A 16,527-nucleotide genomic window follows, 5' to 3' on the forward strand; every position below is an offset into this window, starting at 1 on the left:
GTCAGGCAGCCCGGCCTGTCGGTCCGGTCGGGGCCGCCCCGTCGTCGGTCAGTCCCGTCGGTCAGTCCCGGCGGTCAGCTCCGTCGGCAGGGGCCGCCCGGTGCTCCGGTCAGTCCGTCGGGTCCGCCGGGTGCGGCGCCAGCAGGGGGAGCCGGGCCGCCAGTCGCTCCTCGCACAGCTCGACCAGACGGTCGTAGCCCGCCTTGCCCATCAGCTCGGTCAGCTCCGCGCGGTACGAGACGTAGACCGGGTCGCCCGCGCCGTGCGCAGAGGTGGCCGAGGTGCACCACCAGTGCAGGTCATGGCCGCCCGGGCCCCAGCCGCGTCGGTCGTACTCGCCGATCGACACCTGGAGGACGCGGGTGTCGTCCGGCCGGTCGATCCAGTCGAACGTCCGCCGGATCGGCAGCTGCCAGCAGACGTCCGGCTTGGTCTCCAGCGGCTCCCGGCCCTCCTTCAGGGCGAGGATGTGCAGCGAGCAGCCCGCGCCGCCGGCGAAACCGGGGCGGTTCTGGAAGATGCACGAGCCCTGGTACGGGCGGGTCTGGCGGGAGCCCTCCTCGTCCTCGGAGATCCAGCCGTTCTCGGTGCCCTCCGCGTGGTGCTGCCAGAGGTCGGGGGTCAGCCGGGCCACGTGCTCGGCGACGCGTTTCTCGTCGTCCTCGTCCGAGAAGTGCGCCCCCAGCGTGCAGCAGCCGTCGTCGGCGCGGCCCGCCTGGATGCCCTGGCAGCCGCTGCCGAAGACGCAGTGCCACCGGGAGGTCAGCCAGGTCAGATCGCAGCGGAAGACCTGCTCGTCGTCCGCCGGGTCCGGGAACTCCACCCACGCGCGTGCGAAGTCGAGGCCCTTCTCGTCGGCCCTCGCCTTCCGCGCCGACTTCGTCTGTGCGGGAACCTTGGACGACTCGTCGGCTTTGCCGGCCTTGTCGGCCTTCGCCGTCTTGGGCGTCTTTTCGTCCTTCGCCTTTTTCGTCTTTGGCACGCGTCCAGGGTAAGTCGCCGGGGCGCTCTCCCGGGACCGCACGGGAGGCCGAGGACGGCGTGGCTGGCAGTAGCGTTCCCCCCATGAGACTCGGTGTCCTCGACGTGGGATCGAACACGGTGCATCTGCTGGTGGTGGACGCGCACCCGGGCGCGCGCCCGCTGCCCGCGCACTCGCACAAGGCGGAGCTGCGCCTGGCCCAGCTGCTCGACGAAGGTGGCGCGATCGGCCCCGAGGGGATCGACAAACTGGTCGCCGTCGTCCACGAGGCGCTCCAGGCGGCCGAGGACAAGGGCGTCGAGGACCTGCTGCCGTTCGCCACCTCCGCGGTGCGGGAGGCCACCAACGCGGACGACGTCCTCGCGCGCGTGCAGGACGAGACCGGCGTCGAGCTTCAGGTGCTCAGCGGCGCCGAGGAGGCCCGGCTCACCTTCCTCGCCGCCCGCCGCTGGTTCGGCTGGTCGGCCGGCAAGCTGCTCGTCCTGGACATCGGCGGCGGCTCGCTGGAGATCGCCTACGGCATAGACGAGGAACCCGACGCGGCGGCGTCCCTGCCGCTGGGCGCGGGGCGCCTCACGGCGGGCTGGCTGCCGGGCGACCCGCCCGAGCCCGACGACGTACGGGCGCTGCGGCGCCACGTGCGGGCCCAGATCGCCCGTACCGTCGGCGAGTTCAGCCGCTTCGGCGCCCCCGACCACGTCGTCGCCACTTCGAAGACGTTCCGGCAGCTGGCCCGTATCGCAGGCGCGGCGCGTTCCGCGGAGGGCCTGTACATCCAGCGCGAACTCAAGCGGGAGTCCCTCGAAGCCTGGGTGCCGCGCCTGGCCGGCATGACCACCGCCCAGCGCGCCGAACTCCCCGGCGTCTCCGAGGGGCGCGCAGGCCAGCTCCTCGCCGGTGCGCTGGTCGCGGAGGGCGCGATGGACCTCTTCGGCGTCGAGTCCCTGGAGATCTGTCCCTGGGCCCTCCGCGAAGGCGTGATCCTGCGCCGCCTCGACCACATGGTGACGGGCTGAGCCACGACCGGGGCGAAGCCGCGGGGCGCAGCGCCGCAGGGCTGAGTGGGGCGCAGCGCCGCGGGGGCTGAGGGGGCTGAGGGGGGCCGAGCTGAGCGGGTGGGCCACGGGAGCCGAGCGGCAGCGCCCCAGCGGCCCAGGCGGCCCAGCGGCCCAGATGCCCCAGCGCCGCAGGCGGCGCGGGGCGGGGTGGCGCGGGGTCGGCCCGCGCCACAGGGATGGGCGCCGGCGTACGCCCCACACCCGCACCCCCTCGTGCACGGCGCGCACGCCCCCACCCGCACCCCCTCGCACGCGGCGCACGTGCCCCTCACCTCCGCCCCGCCGCGTGAAGTGCGCCACCCGGTACCCCCGAACGCACAGCCGCGCCGGTGCCCTCGACCTCCCTGTCGGGCCGCACCCGAGACCTCGACCCCCGCCGCGCCCCGCCCCCGCCACCCCCGCGCTCACCGGCGCTGATGACCGTCCATGGCCAATGGCGGCGCCGGCAGGAATCCGGCCACGCGTGCGTGGCCGGTTGGTACCGGGGGCCCGGGGCTGTGGTCGAACACGCTCCCCGGGCCGCAGTGCGGGCCCGTACGCTGTCCTTCGTGGCAGAACCAGTGGTGCGCGTCCCGGATGCGAAGGTCGCCCTGTCGACGGCCTCGGTGTATCCGGAGTCGACGGCGACGGCCTTCGAGATCGCCGCGCGCCTCGGGTACGACGGTGTCGAGGTCATGGTCTGGAACGACCCCGTGAGCCAGGACATCGACGCTCTGCGCCGGCTCAGCGACTACCACCGGATCCCGATCCTGGCCGTGCACGCGCCCTGTCTGCTGATCACACAGCGGGTCTGGTCGACCGACCCCTGGACCAAGCTCCAGCGCGCCCGGGCGGCCGCCGAGCGGCTGGGGGCCGGCACGGTCGTCGTTCACCCCCCGTTCCGCTGGCAGCGTCAGTACGCGCGGGACTTCGTGCAGGGCGTCTGGCGGATGGCGGACGAGACGGATGTGCGGTTCGCCGTCGAGAACATGTACCCGTGGCGCTACCGCGACCGGGAGATGCTCGCCTACGCGCCCGACTGGGACGTGACCAAGGACGACTACCGGCACTTCACCATCGACCTCAGCCATGCGGCGACGGCCCGTACGGACGCGCTGCACATGGTCGACCGCATGGGGGACCGGCTCGGGCACGTGCACCTCGCCGACGGTCTGGGGTCCAACAAGGACGAGCACCTGGTGCCCGGCCGCGGCACCCAGCCCTGCGCCGAACTGCTGGAGCGGCTGGCGCTCGGCGGATTCGACGGGCACATCGTCATCGAGGTCAACACCCGGCGGGCGATGTCCGGCGCCGAACGCGAGGCCGACCTGGCCGAGGCCCTGGCCTTCACCCGTCTCCACCTGGCCTCCACGGCGAGGGTGCCCCGGCGGTGACCGACATGGCCCCCACCCCGGCCGGCGGAAGCGCGGCCCCCACCCCGCCGACGGGAAGCCCGGCCTCCCCCCGCCCCCGCCGACGCGGGCGCCCCCGCCGCAGCGAACCCGCCGACACTCGCGAGCGGATCCTCGACACCGCACGCGAGGAGTTCTCCCGCCAGGGGTACGAGAAGACCTCCGTACGCGGCATCGCGAAGGCGGCCGGCGTCGACTCCGCCCTGGTGCACCACTACTTCGGCACCAAGGAGGGCGTCTTCGAGGCGGCCGTGGAGGTGGCGTTCGCGCCCGCGTTGCACGCACCGGAGACCATCACGGAGGGTCCGCTGGACGGCGTCGGCGACCGGTTCACCCGTTTCATGTTCGGTGTCTGGGAGAACCCGACCACCCGTACGCCCCTGCTGGCGATCCTGCGCTCGGCGGTGAACAACGACACCGCCGCCGCGGTCTTCCGCCACCTCATCGCCTCCCAGCTGCTGCGCCGCGTCGCCGCCCAGCTGGACCTGCCGGACGCGGAACTGCGGGCCGAGCTGGCGGCCGCGCAGCTCGTGGGCTGCGCGATGATGCGGTACGTGATCAAGTTGGAGCCGCTCGCCTCGGCGGACATCGAACAGGTCATCGCACGCGTGGCTCCCGTCGTCCAACGACACCTCACGGAGCGCTGAGCCCGCGCCTCGCCCCCCGCGCCCCGCTCACGCCTCGGCGCCCGCGCCCCCCGCTCACGCCCCCAACGCCCCACGCCCCGCTCACCCTCGCGCTCCCGCCCGTGCGCCCAGACGCCCCCCGCGCCCCCCCGCCCCACCCCTGATCCGAGACGCGCATCCCGCATACCGGACAACGCGTCCCGCACCCTGGATGACCGGCGTACGCTCGACTCCAGTCAGACGTCTCTGGCGGCGCACAGAAATCTCTGGCGGCGCACAGTCCGAAGGAGCGAGCGACGATGCCCGAGCTGAGGTCCCGCACAGTCACCCACGGCCGCAACATGGCGGGCGCCCGCGCCCTTATGCGTGCCTCCGGGGTACCCGGTGCGGACATCGGCCGGAAGCCGATCATCGCGGTCGCCAACAGCTTCACCGAGTTCGTGCCGGGGCACACCCACCTCCAGCCCGTCGGCCGGATCGTCAGCGAGGCGATCACCGAGGCCGGCGGCATCCCGCGCGAGTTCAACACGATCGCCGTGGACGACGGCATCGCGATGGGCCACGGGGGCATGCTGTACTCGCTGCCCTCCCGCGACCTGATCGCGGACAGCGTGGAGTACATGGTCGAGGCGCACTGCGCGGACGCCCTGGTCTGCATCTCCAACTGCGACAAGATCACCCCGGGCATGCTGATGGCGGCCCTGCGCCTGAACATCCCGACCGTCTTCGTCTCCGGCGGCCCGATGGAGGCCGGCCGTGCCACCCTGGTCGACGGCACGGTCCGCACGCTCGACCTGGTCGACGCGATCTCCGACGCCGTGAACGACAAGATCTCGGACGAGGACATCCTCCGTATCGAGGAGAACGCCTGTCCGACCTGCGGCAGCTGCTCCGGCATGTTCACCGCCAACTCGATGAACTGCCTGACCGAGGCGATCGGCCTCTCCCTGCCCGGCAACGGCTCGGTGCTGGCCACCCACACCGCCCGCAGGCAGCTCTACGTCGACGCCGCCCGCACGGTGATGGACGTCACCCGCCGCTACTACGAGCAGGACGACGACACCGTCCTGCCGCGCTCGGTCGCCACCTTCGCGGCGTTCGAGAACGCCATGGCGCTCGACATCGCCATGGGCGGCTCGACCAACACGATCCTGCACCTGCTGGCGGCCGCCCAGGAGGCGGGCGTCCCGTTCGGCCTCACCGAGATCGACGCCGTCTCGCGCCGCGTGCCCTGCCTGGCGAAGGTCGCGCCGAACGTCGCCAAGAACCGCACCTACTACATGGAGGACGTGCACCGCGCCGGCGGCATCCCCGCCCTCCTCGGCGAACTGCACCGCGCCGGCCTGCTCAACGAGGACGTGCACGCCGTCCACAGCCCGTCCCTCGCGGACTGGCTGAAGACGTGGGACGTGCGCGGCGGCTCCCCGTCCCCCGAGGCCGTGGAACTGTGGCACGCGGCGCCCGGCTGCGTCCGCTCGGCGGAGGCGTTCTCCCAGTCGGAGCGCTGGGAGGCCCTCGACGACGACGCGGAGAACGGCTGCATCCGCAGCGCCGAGCACGCGTACTCGAAGGACGGCGGCCTGGCGGTCCTGAGGGGCAACCTGGCGGTCGACGGCTGCGTGGTGAAGACGGCCGGCGTCGACGAGTCGATCTGGACCTTCGAGGGTCCGGCCGTCGTCTGCGAGTCGCAGGAGGAGGCCGTCGAGAAGATCCTCAACAAGCAGGTGACGGACGGCGACGTCGTCGTCATCCGCTACGAGGGTCCCAAGGGCGGCCCCGGCATGCAGGAGATGCTCTACCCGACGTCCTTCCTCAAGGGCCGCGGCCTGGGCAAGACCTGCGCCCTGATCACCGACGGCCGCTTCTCCGGCGGCACCTCGGGCCTGTCCATCGGCCACGCCTCGCCCGAGGCGGCCTCCGGCGGCACCATCGCCCTGGTCGAGGACGGCGACCGGATCCGCATCGACATCCCGAACCGTACGATCGACCTGCTCGTCGACGACGCCGAGCTGGCCCGCCGCGACCAGGCGCTGAACGGCGCGTACGCCCCGAAGAACCGCGAGCGCAAGGTCTCCGCCGCCCTGCGCGCCTACGCCGCGATGGCCACCAGCGCCGACAAGGGCGCGGTCCGCGACGTGTCCAGGCTGGGCTGATCCACCCGCCGCACCGCACGCCCGTACGACGCCGAGGGGCCGCCTCCCGATCTCTCCCGACCGGAGGCGGCCCCCGCGCGTGCGCGCGTCACCAGTCCGCGGGGTCGCGCCCGTCCACCGAGAACACGGTCCCGTCCGGCGCCCCGGCGTACACCCGCCCGTCGACGGTCACCGGGGCCGGCAGGGCGTCGGGCACCCGGTCGCCGTTCGGGCCGAGCCGGGGCCGGGTCTGCCCGACGAGCCGGCCGCTCCGCGCGTCGAAGGCGAGCAGCCGTCCGTCCGGGGCGGTGAGGAACACCCGGTCGCCCGCGCGCACCGGCGCCGACCCGCGGGTCACGGCCGTCTCCAGATGCCACAGCCGTTCCTCCGCGTTCATGTCGAACGCCTCCAGCGACCCACCGGTGGCCAGCAGGTAGACCACGCCGCCGGACACCCCGGCCACCGGATCAGGCCGGGACACCGGCAGCGCCACCCGGCGGGTGTCCCCGGACCCGGGGTCGTAGCGCACGACCGCGTCGGTGTAGCCCGTGCCCCGGTCGAGCGAGAGCAGCAACAGGGCTCCGTCCTCGCTGCCGACGGGCTTGAGCGTGCCACGCAGGGCGGCGTTCCAGCGGACGGCCCCGGTCTCCGGGTCCACCGCCGCCACCCGCGTCGTACCCGCGTCCGAGGCACTGATCGCGTAGGCCAGCGGGTCACCGGGGAAGGCCAGGAAGGTGGGCGCGCCGCTCTGGCCGCGGATGCGGTGGCGCCACTTCTCCTCACCGGTCGCGCCGTCCACGGCGCTGACGGTTCCGTCGGCGGCGGTGAACAGCAGCACGCCGCCCGCCGCCCGCATACCGACGTGCTCGGGCATGCTCCGCTCCCAGCGCGCCTCACCGGTGTCCGGGTCCAGCGCCGCCAGCCGTCCGCCCTGGTCCGCCATCGGCTGGACGAACCCGCCGGCCAGCAGCGGCGGTTCGCGCCGGTACGAGGCGGCCACCGGGTGGCGCCACAGCACCGTGCCGTCGGCCGGATCGAGGGCGAAGACGACGCCGGACTGCGCGCACAGCAGTCTCCCCACGCCGTACGAGCACTGCGGCAGCGCCGCGCTCCCGGTCACCGAGCCCGCCTCCCACCCGGCGAACGCGGCCGGGGCGCTCGGCCCGGCCGTCGACGCGGGCGGGACGTCCAGCCACCGCGCCGAGGCGAACACCCCGCCGACGACCAGCCCCAACGCCCCGGCCACCAGCGCCACCCGCCGGTACGCCATCCGCCGGGCACGCGGCGCCGCGCCGCTCCCGTCCGGGCGGACGCCGCCCGCGCGTCCCGCGCCGGCCCCGCCCCGGTCACCCGCCCCGCGAACGCCCGGCGCCGGCCCGTCCGCCGCCCCCGGCCGTCCGCCGTCCGACCCCGGCCGCGCGTCGCCCGGCGCCGTACCGTCCTCGTCGTTCCGCTGCGCCGGTATGAACGCCTGGGTGTCGTACGACGCCGCCACCGACCGCAGCTCGCGCATCAGCTCGTCGGGGGTGGGCCGCTCCTCGGGCTCCTTGGCGAGGCAGCGCCGCACCAGCGGAGCGAGGTCGTCCGGTACGTCGGCCAGGTCGGGCTCGTCGTGCACGACCTGGTAGGCGACGACATAGGGGCTGTCGGAGTCGAACGGACCCCGGCCGGTGGCCGCGTGCACCGTCACCGAGCCGAGGGCGAAGATGTCGGCGGCGGGCCCGACCTCCCGGGGCCGGCGGAACTGCTCGGGCGCCATGAAGGGCGGCGTGCCGATCAGCTTGCCGGTCTCGGTGCGCAGTTCGCTGTCCGTCGGCCGGGAGATGCCGAAGTCGATCACCTTGGGCCCGTCGCCGGCGAGCAGGACGTTGCTCGGCTTGAGGTCCCGGTGCACGACCCCGACACGGTGGATGTCGCGCAGTGCCTCGGCGAGCCCGGCCATCAGCCGGCGCACCTCGCCGGGGGCCATCGGGCCGTTCCGTTTGACGTGATCGGAGAGGGTCGGTCCCGGAATGTACTGGGTGGCCATCCAGGGCCGGTCGGCCTCCGGGTCGGCGTCCACCACGGGCGCGGTGAAGGCACCGCTGACCCGTCGAGCGGCGGCCACTTCCTGCCGGAAGCGCCCCCTGAACTCGGGATCCTTGGCGAACTCGGCGTGGACGACCTTCACCGCGAGCTTCATGCCGGAGGTACTGCGGGCCAGATGGACCACGCCCATGCCCCCGGAGCCGAGGCAGGACTCCAGGAGGTAGTGGCCGGCGTATTCGGGAAGTTCCGCTTCCGCGCCCGCCCCGGTGTTGCGCCGTGGCGCCATGGACCACCCCCGTGCTGTTCGTTCGCGCGCGCGACGCACGGAGCCTAGTCGATGACTCGTACGAGACCGAGGCGACTTGCTAGCCTCCGCGTACGAGTTGCGCACATGCGTTTCATGTCGCGTTTCAGGGGAATCACCGTGGCTCCATGACAGTCATGGGGTGCGAGGGGGGAGTACTCATGTCCGTCGACCATGTGGAGGAGAACGTCGGCAGCGGCGAGGGCACCGAGGCCGTCAGGACGGCGTCGGCGGCCGTGACGGCGTCCGCCGCCGTGGCGTTCTACCCGATCGCTCCGGGCGTCCGGCTGAACGTCCGCGGCGGTCCGGGCACGAACTACAGCATCGTCCGCGTGCTGCCCGAGGGTTCCAAGGTGCCGATCTACTGCCAGACGACGGGCACGACGGTGTCGGGCTACTACGGCACCTCCAACATCTGGGACAACATCGGCAACGGCGAGTTCGTGTCGGACACGTACGTGCACACGGGCAGCGACGGCTACGTCGCCTCGCGCTGCGTCTCCTGAGCGCGGCCGGGCCCGCGCGCCGCCCCACCCGCCGGCCCGCCCCCGTCCGGCGCCATAATCGTCCTGTGAGCGACGAGAACGGCACCCCGGACACCCGGGCGGGCTCCGCGGACACCCCGGGTGCCCCCGGTTCCGCCGGTGGTCCCCGCCCCGAGCCCCTGCGCTTCTTCGGCACCTCGTGGGTCCACCACGACCAGGGGTATCCGGCCCGCCGCGTCGGCGTGGCCGTCGGGTCGCTCGCCGCCGCCGCGGTCGCCTGCCTCGTGCTCCGCTTCGCCTACCAGGGCCTCCGGATCGCCGGCATCGGCGGTTTCGTGACCGTCCTGATGGTTGGGATGTTCGCCGTCTGCAGCGCGCTCGCCTTCCGCCACACCTGGGACGGCTTCTCCCGGCGCCCCGACCCCGAGCGCCAGGCGTCCCTGCGCGGACTGCTGGCCATCGGCTTCGTCGGCTCCCTCCTCGCCTACTTCTTCCGCTCCCTCACCGAGGCCCCCGGAGAGAAGCTGCACCGCGAGGAGTACGAGGCGGCACGGCAGCGGCACCACAAGCGCGCCTCCCGCCGCACGGGCAACCCCTCGAAGAAGCGCCGCCGCTGATAAGCCCGGTCCCCGTCCGGCCGCTGCGTGGCGACGGGCGGTTCCTGGCCGCGCGGGATGTCCGGGTCCTGGCTCCGGGGCGGGCCGCTGCGTGGCGGCGGGTGGTTCTCGGTCGCGCGGGATGTCCGGGTCCTGGCTCCGGGGCGGGCCGCCGCACGGCGGTGGGCGGCTCACGACCGCGCAAAATCCCCGGGTCCTCGCCCCAGGCCGGCGCACGACATGTCAGCCGACGGGCTCACGACCGCGCAAAATCCCCGGGTCCCCGCCCGCGGCCACGCCACCATGGCCGTATGGCCACTTCCTCCTCGCACCCGCCCGCCGACCCGGCCCCCGCCCGGGCCTCCGCCACCGAGGTCCACACCGCGCGCGCCCACTCCTTCAACGCCGCCGCGGCCCAGTACGCCGCCAACCGCCCCTCCTACCCGGCCGCCCTGTTCGACGCGGTCGAGGCCCTCGCCCGGCGGCCCCTCGCCGGCGCCCGGGTCGCGGACGTCGGCGCCGGTACGGGGATAGCGACCGCCCTGCTGCACGCCCGCGGCGCCGACGTGGTCGCCGTGGAGCCCGGGGACGGCATGGCGGCCCAGTTCCGCCGCGCTCTGACCGACGTGCCGGTCGTGCGCGGCGACGGCAACCGCCTGCCGCTGGCCACCTCGTCCATGGACCTCCTCACCTACGCCCAGTCCTGGCACTGGACCGACCCCGCCCGCGCGGTGCCGGAGGCGCTGCGGGTGCTGCGGCCGGGCGGTGCGCTGGCCCTGTGGTGGAACACCAGTGCCCCGGACGTGCCGTGGCTCGCCGCGCAGTCGGTCCGTATCGAGCGCCACTTCGGCATCGAGCGGACCGGCGAGCGCTACGGGGCCTTCCGGCCGACGACCGCCGACCCCACCGGCGCCCTCGACCTCACCGGCCGCCGGGTCCGCTGGAGCCGCCGGGTTCCCGTCGACGTCCATCTGGCCAACGTCGGCAGCCACTCGGTCTTCCTGGTGCAGGGAGCGGAGAGCGCCGCCGCCTTCCTCGCCGAGGAGCGGCGGCATCTGGACGCCGTCTTCCCGGACGGAATCGTCGAGGAGGCGTACGTGGTGGAGCTGATGGTGGCCATACGCCCCTGACCGAGAGCCCCGGTACTTGACGTGACCCCCCACCGAGGGAATTTAATCATCGCATGATGATTAATTCGTCTCCCGCGGACCCGCCGCCCCCACCCGACGGCCCCGCCGTCCGCGCCGAAGACCTCACCGTGGTCCGCGGCCCGCGCACCGTCCTGCACGGTCTCGCCTTCACCGTCCCGCGCGGCCAGATCACCGGCCTGCTCGGCCCCTCCGGCTGCGGCAAGTCCACCCTCATGCGGTCCCTCGTCGGCACCCAGGCCAAGGTCACCGGCACCCTCGACGTCCTCGGCCGCCCGGCCGGCCACCCCGAACTGCGCACCCGCGTCGGCTACGTCACCCAGGCGCCCTCCGTCTACGACGATCTGACGATCCGCCAGAACCTCGACTACTTCGCCGCGATCCTCTCCCCCCGCACCACCCCCGCCGACCGCCGCCACGACGTCGACCGCGTCCTCACCGAGGTCGACCTCACCTCCCACCGCGACGCCCTCGCCGGCAACCTCTCCGGCGGCCAGCGCAGCCGCGTCTCCCTCGCCGTCGCCCTCCTCGGCACCCCTGAACTCCTCGTTCTCGACGAGCCCACCGTCGGCCTCGACCCCGTCCTGCGCCGCGACCTCTGGGACCTCTTCCACCACCTCGCCACCACCCGCGGCACCACCCTCCTCATCTCCTCCCACGTCATGGACGAGGCCGAACGCTGCCACCGCCTCCTCCTCATGCGCGAGGGCGAGATCCTCGCCGACGACACCCCCGACGCCCTGCGCGACCGCACCGGCACCGCCACCGTCGAAGCGGCCTTCCTCCACCTGGTGGACCAGGCGGCGGCCCGCGCGAAGGAGAACAACCGATGAGCACCCCCGCCCCGACCCCCGCGCCCTCCGCCACCCGCCCGGCACCCAGCCCCACCAGCGCCCTGCGCCCCTCCCGCACCCTCGCCACGGCCGCCCGCGTCCTGCGCCAGCTCCGCCACGACCCCCGCACGATCGCCCTGATGCTCCTCGTCCCCAGCCTCCTGCTGATCCTGCTGCGCTACGTCTTCGACGGCAGTCCCCGCACCTTCGACAACATCGGCGCCTCCCTCCTCGGCATCTTCCCCCTGATCACCATGTTCCTGGTGACCTCCATCGCCACCCTGCGCGAACGCACCTCCGGCACCCTCGAACGCCTCCTCGCCATGCCCCTCGGCAAGGGCGACCTCATCGCCGGCTACGCCCTCGCCTTCGGCGCCCTCGCGATTCTCCAGTCCGTCCTCGCCACCGGCCTCGCCCTGTGGTGGCTCGGCCTGGACGTCACCGGCTCGCCCTGGCTGCTCCTCCTGGTCGCCCTCCTGGACGCCCTGCTCGGCACCGCCCTCGGCCTGTTCGTCTCCGCCTTCGCCGCCTCGGAGTTCCAGGCCGTCCAGTTCATGCCGGCGGTGATCTTCCCGCAGATCCTGCTCTGCGGCCTGTTCACACCCCGCGACCAGATGCACCCCGCCCTGGAGGCCGTCTCCGACGTCCTCCCCATGTCCTACGCCGTCGACGGCATGAACGAGGTCCTCAGGCACACCGACATGACCGCCACCTTCCTCCGCGACATCCTGATCGTCGCCGGCTCCGCCCTGCTCGTCCTCTGCCTCGGCGCGGCCACCCTCCGCCGCCGCACCCCCTGACCGCCCCGCGGCCCCGGCCCCGCACGTCCGCCCACCGGACAGCCACCCCCCCCCACCCCGCCCCCCGGTGCGAGGATGAACACGGACGACGCGCACACCCCCGGAGGGCACCCCAGCCATGACCCAGAAAGTCGCAGTCCTCGGCACCGGCAAGATCGGCGAAGCCCTGCTCAGCGGAATGATCCGAGCGGGCTGGGCCCCCGCCGACCTCCTCGTCACCGCCCGCCGCCCCGAGCGCGCCGAGGAACTCCGCGCGCGCCACGGCGTCACGCCGGTCAGCAACGCCGAGGCCGCCAAGACCGCCGACACCCTCATCCTCACGGTGAAACCGCAGGACATGGGCGCCCTCCTCGAAGAACTCGCCCCGCACGTCCCCGCCGACCGGCTGGTCATCAGCGGAGCCGCCGGCATCACCACCGCCTTCATCGAGGAACGCCTCACCGCGGGCACCCCCGTCGTCCGCGTCATGACGAACACCCCCGCCCTCGTCGACGAGGCCATGTCCGTCATCTCCGCCGGCACCCACGCCGGCCCCGGACACCTCACCCACGCCGAGGAGATCTTCGGCGCCGTCGGCAAGACCCTGCGCGTCCCCGAGACCCAGCAGGACGCCTGCACCGCCCTCTCCGGCTCCGGCCCCGCCTACTTCTTCTACCTGGTGGAGGCCATGACCGACGCCGGCATCCTCCTCGGCCTGCCCCGCGACAAGGCCCACGACCTCATCGTGCAGTCCGCCATCGGCGCCGCCACCATGCTCCGCGACAGCGGCGAACACCCCGTCAAGCTCCGCGAGAACGTCACCTCCCCCGCCGGCACCACCATCAGCGCCATCCGCGAACTGGAGAACCACGGCGTGCGCGCCGCCCTCATCGCCGCCCTCGAAGCCGCCCGCGACCGCAGCCGCGAGCTCGCCTCCGGCACGAAGGACTGACCCGCCCCGCCCGGGCCCCCTCCGGGGGCGGTCACTTCGCCGCGGCCACCACCTCCCGCGTGGTCACCACCCGAGCGAACCCGCCCCCGTGCAACGACACGGCGGACGCCCGCGCCAGCTCGTCCGCCGACTGACGCCAGCCGAACGGCCCCGCCAGATCGAACGTGTGCGTGGCATCCAACGGCACCAGCACGTCGTACCCGAGATTCCCGCCCATCCGGGCCGTGGTCTCCACGCACATGTTCGTCTGGATCCCCACCACGACCAACTGCGAGACCCCGGCCCCCCGCAGCCAGGCGTCCAGATCCGGCGTCCCGTAGAAGCACGAGTTCACGGTCTTCGACACCAGCAGCTCCGGACCCGCACCCCGCCCCCTGCGCGCCGCCACGTACTCCTTGAAGTCATTGCCCGCGGAACCCGCCCGCAACGGCGAGCCGGGCTTGCGCGAGTCGTGCCGCACGAACACCACCGGCCGCCCCGACCCCTGCCACACGTCGATGAGCGCGGCGATGTTCTCATCGGCCCCCGGGTTGTTCCGCGGCCCCCAGAACTCCTCCTCCTCGAAACCCCGCTGCACGTCCACGACCACCAGCGCTGCGTTCTCCACGATGTCCATGGCCGCCATCCTGCCGCCCGCCACCCCTGCTCCCCAGAGGTACAGAAGTCAGCGATCGATGGTTTACTGCCACGCGTGGCCACCCCGTACCGTGTCGCCCTCCTCGCCTTCCCCGGCATCCGCGCCTTCGACGTCTCCGTCATCACCGAGGTCTGGGGCACCGACCGCACCGACCGCGGCGTCCCCGCGTACGAACTCCGCCGCGTCGCCGCCCGCCCCGACCCGATCCCGCTGCGCGGCGGACTCACCCTCACCCCCGACCGCACCCTCGCCTGGCTGCCCCGCGCCGACCTGATCCTCGTCCCCGGCCTGGACGACCACACCACCCCCGCACCGGCCCCCCTGCGCGAGGCCCTGCGCCGCGCCCATGCCCGGGGCACCACCCTCGCCGCCCTGTGCGCCGGCGCGTTCACCCTCGCCCAGGCCGGCCTCCTGGACGGGCGCCGCGCGATCACCCACTGGCGCCTCGTCGACCTCCTCCGCAGTCGCCACCCCGAGATCACCGTCGTACCCGACGCGCTCTTCGTCGAGGACGACAACATCTGGACGGCCGCCGGAACCGCCGCGGGCATCGACCTCTGCCTGCACCTCGTCCGTACCGCCCACGGCGCTGAGACCGCCGCCACCGTCGCCCGCTCCATGGTCACCGCCCCCTTCCGCACCGGCACCCAGGCCCAGTTCATCGAACACCCCACCCCCCGCACCGACCGCGACGCCGACACCCTGGCCGCCGTACGCGAACACGCCCTGCGCCACCTCCACGAACCGCTCACCGTGGCCGACCTGGCCGCCCACGCCGGCATGTCCCCGCGCACCTTCGCCCGCCACTTCACCGCCGAGACCGGCACCACCCCCCTGCGCTGGCTCCTCGACCAGCGCACCGCCGCAGCCCAGAAACTCCTCGAACGCACCGACCTCCCCATGCCCGAGGTCGCCCGCCGAGCGGGCTTCGGCAGCGAGGTCACGATGCGCCAGCACTTCGCATCGCGCCTCGCCACCAGCCCCCGCGCCTACCGCGCCGCCTTCACCACGTCCGCCACGCCACCACCGAGACCGCCGTCGGCCTCCACGTCCGCCGAGGCCGGAAGCAACCCGATCGCCCGATAGGCCGCGCCGACGGTCGGCCGCGCCAGGGCCCGCGCTTTGCGCGCACCCTCCCGCAACACCCCCTCCACATAACCGGGATCCGCACACAACTCCTTGTGCCGCTCCCGCACCGGCCTGAGCACCTCCACCACGGCCTCCGCCGTCTCCCTCTTCAAGGCGCCGTACGACTGGTGAACGCCGCTCAGCTCCACCGGGTTCCCGCCCGTGCACGCGGCCAGGATCTCCAGCAGGTTCGCGATCCCCGGGCGTCCCTCCCGGTCGTACACGACCTCCCGCCCGCTGTCGGTCACCGCCCGCATGACCTTCTTCCGCACCACGTCGGGCTCGTCCAGCAGGTAGACGATCCCCGGCCCGAAGTCATCACTCTTGCCCATCTTCGACCCCGGCTCCTGCAGGTTCATCACCCGCGCCGCCACCGCCGGGACCGTCGCCCTCGGCACCACGAACGTCTGCCCGTACCGCTGGTTGAACCGCAGCGCCAGATCCCGGGTCAGTTCCACGTGCTGCGCCTGGTCCTCCCCGACGGGCACCTCGTCGGCGCCGTAGGCCAGGATGTCCGCCGCCATCAGCACCGGATACGTCAGCAACGACAGCCGCACGCTCCCGCCCCGCACCCGCTCCCGCGCGGCCTTCTCCTTGTACTGGATCATCCGCCGCATCTCACCGTCGGTCGCCACGCACTCCAGCACGTAGGACAGCCGCGCGTGCTCGTCGACGTGGCTCTGCACGAACAGGGTGCACAGATCGGGGTCCAGCCCTGCCGCCAACAGCAGCGTCGCGGCCTGCCGACTCAGTCGACGCACCCGTGCCGGATCGTGGTCCACGGTCAGGGCGTGCAGATCCACCACACAGAACAGCGCGTCCGACCGGTGCTGGTCCACCGCGGCCCACTGCCGCATGGCGCCCAGGTAGTTCCCCAGTGTCAGATGTCCGGTCGGCTTGATCCCACTGAAGACCCGCTTCATCTCTTCTCGTCTCCCTCGTCCGGCTTCGGTCGAGGCCGCCGGCCCCGGCGACCGGTCCGCCGGAGCTCCTGCGCCGGGGAGAAACGAGAACGGCCGCCGAGGGCGGCGGCCGTGTGAACGCGTACGTGAGCGCGGCCGCCGTCAGGCGGCCCACCACTGCTGGGGGTGTGTACGCGTTGTGGTCATGCCGGCCAGCGTACGCCTCCGGAGGGGCCTCGGGACGGGAGTTGACACGGTGGTGTCGCCTCCGTACTGTTCTCCGGGTTGTCCGACGTGAGCGCCGACCCCGGTCGGTCCCCGGACAGCCATTCCGCAAGTACCACCCAGCAATCGATGACACGTCGTCGTGGGCTTCTGCGTGCGTGTTTGCGAAATGAGGAATCCGCGTTCGACAGAGCGCGGCCCCGATTAGCTCGGGGCTCCGGAATCCGCTAAAGTCTCACTCGCCGGAACGGCCCAACAGCCGGGAAGGCAACCCCCTCTGACTGGGAATCAGACGCCGAAAGGATCTGATAGAGTCGGAAA

The 16,527-nt window shown here is 73.2% G+C and carries 15 protein-coding genes; 11 read left to right on the forward strand and 4 right to left on the reverse strand.

The genetic code is table 11. The annotated features are described in order from the left end of the window. Nucleotides 1-109: 109 nt before the first annotated feature. Nucleotides 110-982: a hypothetical protein gene (locus tag ACSLTV_RS06920; protein WP_435611817.1), complete on the reverse strand. Its 873-nt coding sequence runs from the start codon at nt 980-982 to the stop codon at nt 110-112. A gap of 83 nt (nt 983-1,065) precedes the next feature. Between ACSLTV_RS06920 and ACSLTV_RS06925 the strand changes: the two genes are divergently transcribed. From ACSLTV_RS06925 to ilvD, 4 genes are all read left to right on the forward strand, one after another. Further along, entirely contained in the window at nt 1,066-1,998 is a 933-nt protein-coding gene (locus tag ACSLTV_RS06925; RefSeq protein WP_432139092.1) for a Ppx/GppA phosphatase family protein, read from the forward strand. 590 nt (nt 1,999-2,588) lie between these two features. Next, nucleotides 2,589-3,413: a sugar phosphate isomerase/epimerase family protein gene (locus tag ACSLTV_RS06930; protein WP_432139091.1), complete on the forward strand. Its 825-nt coding sequence runs from the start codon at nt 2,589-2,591 to the stop codon at nt 3,411-3,413. A 5-nt stretch (nt 3,414-3,418) separates the two neighbouring features. Further along, on the forward strand, nt 3,419-4,078 hold the full coding sequence (locus tag ACSLTV_RS06935) for a TetR family transcriptional regulator (protein ID WP_432139139.1): 660 nt from the start codon (nt 3,419-3,421) through the stop codon (nt 4,076-4,078). A 278-nt stretch (nt 4,079-4,356) separates the two neighbouring features. Next, nucleotides 4,357-6,210 (forward strand): dihydroxy-acid dehydratase, encoded by a 1,854-nt coding sequence (ilvD, locus tag ACSLTV_RS06940; RefSeq protein WP_432139090.1) that lies wholly within the window; start codon nt 4,357-4,359, stop codon nt 6,208-6,210. Nucleotides 6,211-6,298: 88 nt separating this feature from the next. Here ilvD and ACSLTV_RS06945 read toward each other — a convergent pair whose 3' ends face one another. Further along, on the reverse strand, nt 6,299-8,503 hold the full coding sequence (locus ACSLTV_RS06945; RefSeq protein ID WP_432139089.1) for a serine/threonine-protein kinase: 2,205 nt from the start codon (nt 8,501-8,503) through the stop codon (nt 6,299-6,301). A 179-nt stretch (nt 8,504-8,682) separates the two neighbouring features. On the opposite strand from ACSLTV_RS06945, the gene ACSLTV_RS06950 reads away from it, so the two are divergent. The 6 genes from ACSLTV_RS06950 to proC all read left to right on the forward strand — a co-directional run bounded on the left by ACSLTV_RS06950 (nt 8,683) and on the right by proC (nt 13,314). Continuing rightward, on the forward strand, nt 8,683-9,027 hold the full coding sequence (locus ACSLTV_RS06950) for an SH3 domain-containing protein (RefSeq protein ID WP_432139088.1): 345 nt from the start codon (nt 8,683-8,685) through the stop codon (nt 9,025-9,027). A 65-nt stretch (nt 9,028-9,092) separates the two neighbouring features. After that, nucleotides 9,093-9,623 (forward strand): EamA/RhaT family transporter, encoded by a 531-nt coding sequence (locus ACSLTV_RS06955; protein WP_432139087.1) that lies wholly within the window; start codon nt 9,093-9,095, stop codon nt 9,621-9,623. Nucleotides 9,624-9,913: 290 nt separating this feature from the next. After that, nucleotides 9,914-10,732, forward strand: coding sequence for a class I SAM-dependent methyltransferase (locus ACSLTV_RS06960; RefSeq protein WP_435611818.1), 819 nt, complete (start codon nt 9,914-9,916; stop codon nt 10,730-10,732). Between the two features lie 56 nt (nt 10,733-10,788). Further along, a complete protein-coding gene (locus tag ACSLTV_RS06965; RefSeq protein WP_432139138.1) occupies nt 10,789-11,583 on the forward strand; it encodes an ABC transporter ATP-binding protein in 795 nt (264 codons plus the stop codon). Continuing rightward, nucleotides 11,580-12,383, forward strand: coding sequence for an ABC transporter permease (locus ACSLTV_RS06970; protein ID WP_432139085.1), 804 nt, complete (start codon nt 11,580-11,582; stop codon nt 12,381-12,383). The genes ACSLTV_RS06965 and ACSLTV_RS06970 overlap by 4 nt, the downstream gene beginning before the upstream one ends. A 118-nt stretch (nt 12,384-12,501) precedes the next feature. After that, complete coding sequence (proC, locus tag ACSLTV_RS06975) at nt 12,502-13,314, forward strand: pyrroline-5-carboxylate reductase (RefSeq protein WP_432139084.1); 813 nt, start codon at nt 12,502-12,504, stop codon at nt 13,312-13,314. Nucleotides 13,315-13,345: 31 nt separating this feature from the next. Here the strand turns inward: proC and ACSLTV_RS06980 are convergent, their stop codons facing one another. Continuing rightward, complete coding sequence (locus tag ACSLTV_RS06980; RefSeq protein ID WP_432139083.1) at nt 13,346-13,930, reverse strand: cysteine hydrolase family protein; 585 nt, start codon at nt 13,928-13,930, stop codon at nt 13,346-13,348. A 75-nt stretch (nt 13,931-14,005) separates the two neighbouring features. On the opposite strand from ACSLTV_RS06980, the gene ACSLTV_RS06985 reads away from it, so the two are divergent. Further along, on the forward strand, nt 14,006-15,037 hold the full coding sequence (locus ACSLTV_RS06985; protein WP_432139082.1) for a GlxA family transcriptional regulator: 1,032 nt from the start codon (nt 14,006-14,008) through the stop codon (nt 15,035-15,037). Here the strand turns inward: ACSLTV_RS06985 and trpS are convergent. After that, nucleotides 14,941-16,002, reverse strand: a complete 1,062-nt coding sequence (gene trpS / locus ACSLTV_RS06990) for a tryptophan--tRNA ligase (protein ID WP_435611819.1) — start codon at nt 16,000-16,002, stop codon at nt 14,941-14,943. The genes ACSLTV_RS06985 and trpS overlap by 97 nt on opposite strands. Nucleotides 16,003-16,527 lie beyond the last annotated feature (525 nt).

The sequence above is a fragment of the Streptomyces sp. bgisy159 genome (assembly GCF_965341775.1).
Classification (GTDB): Bacteria; Actinomycetota; Actinomycetes; order Streptomycetales; family Streptomycetaceae; genus Streptomyces.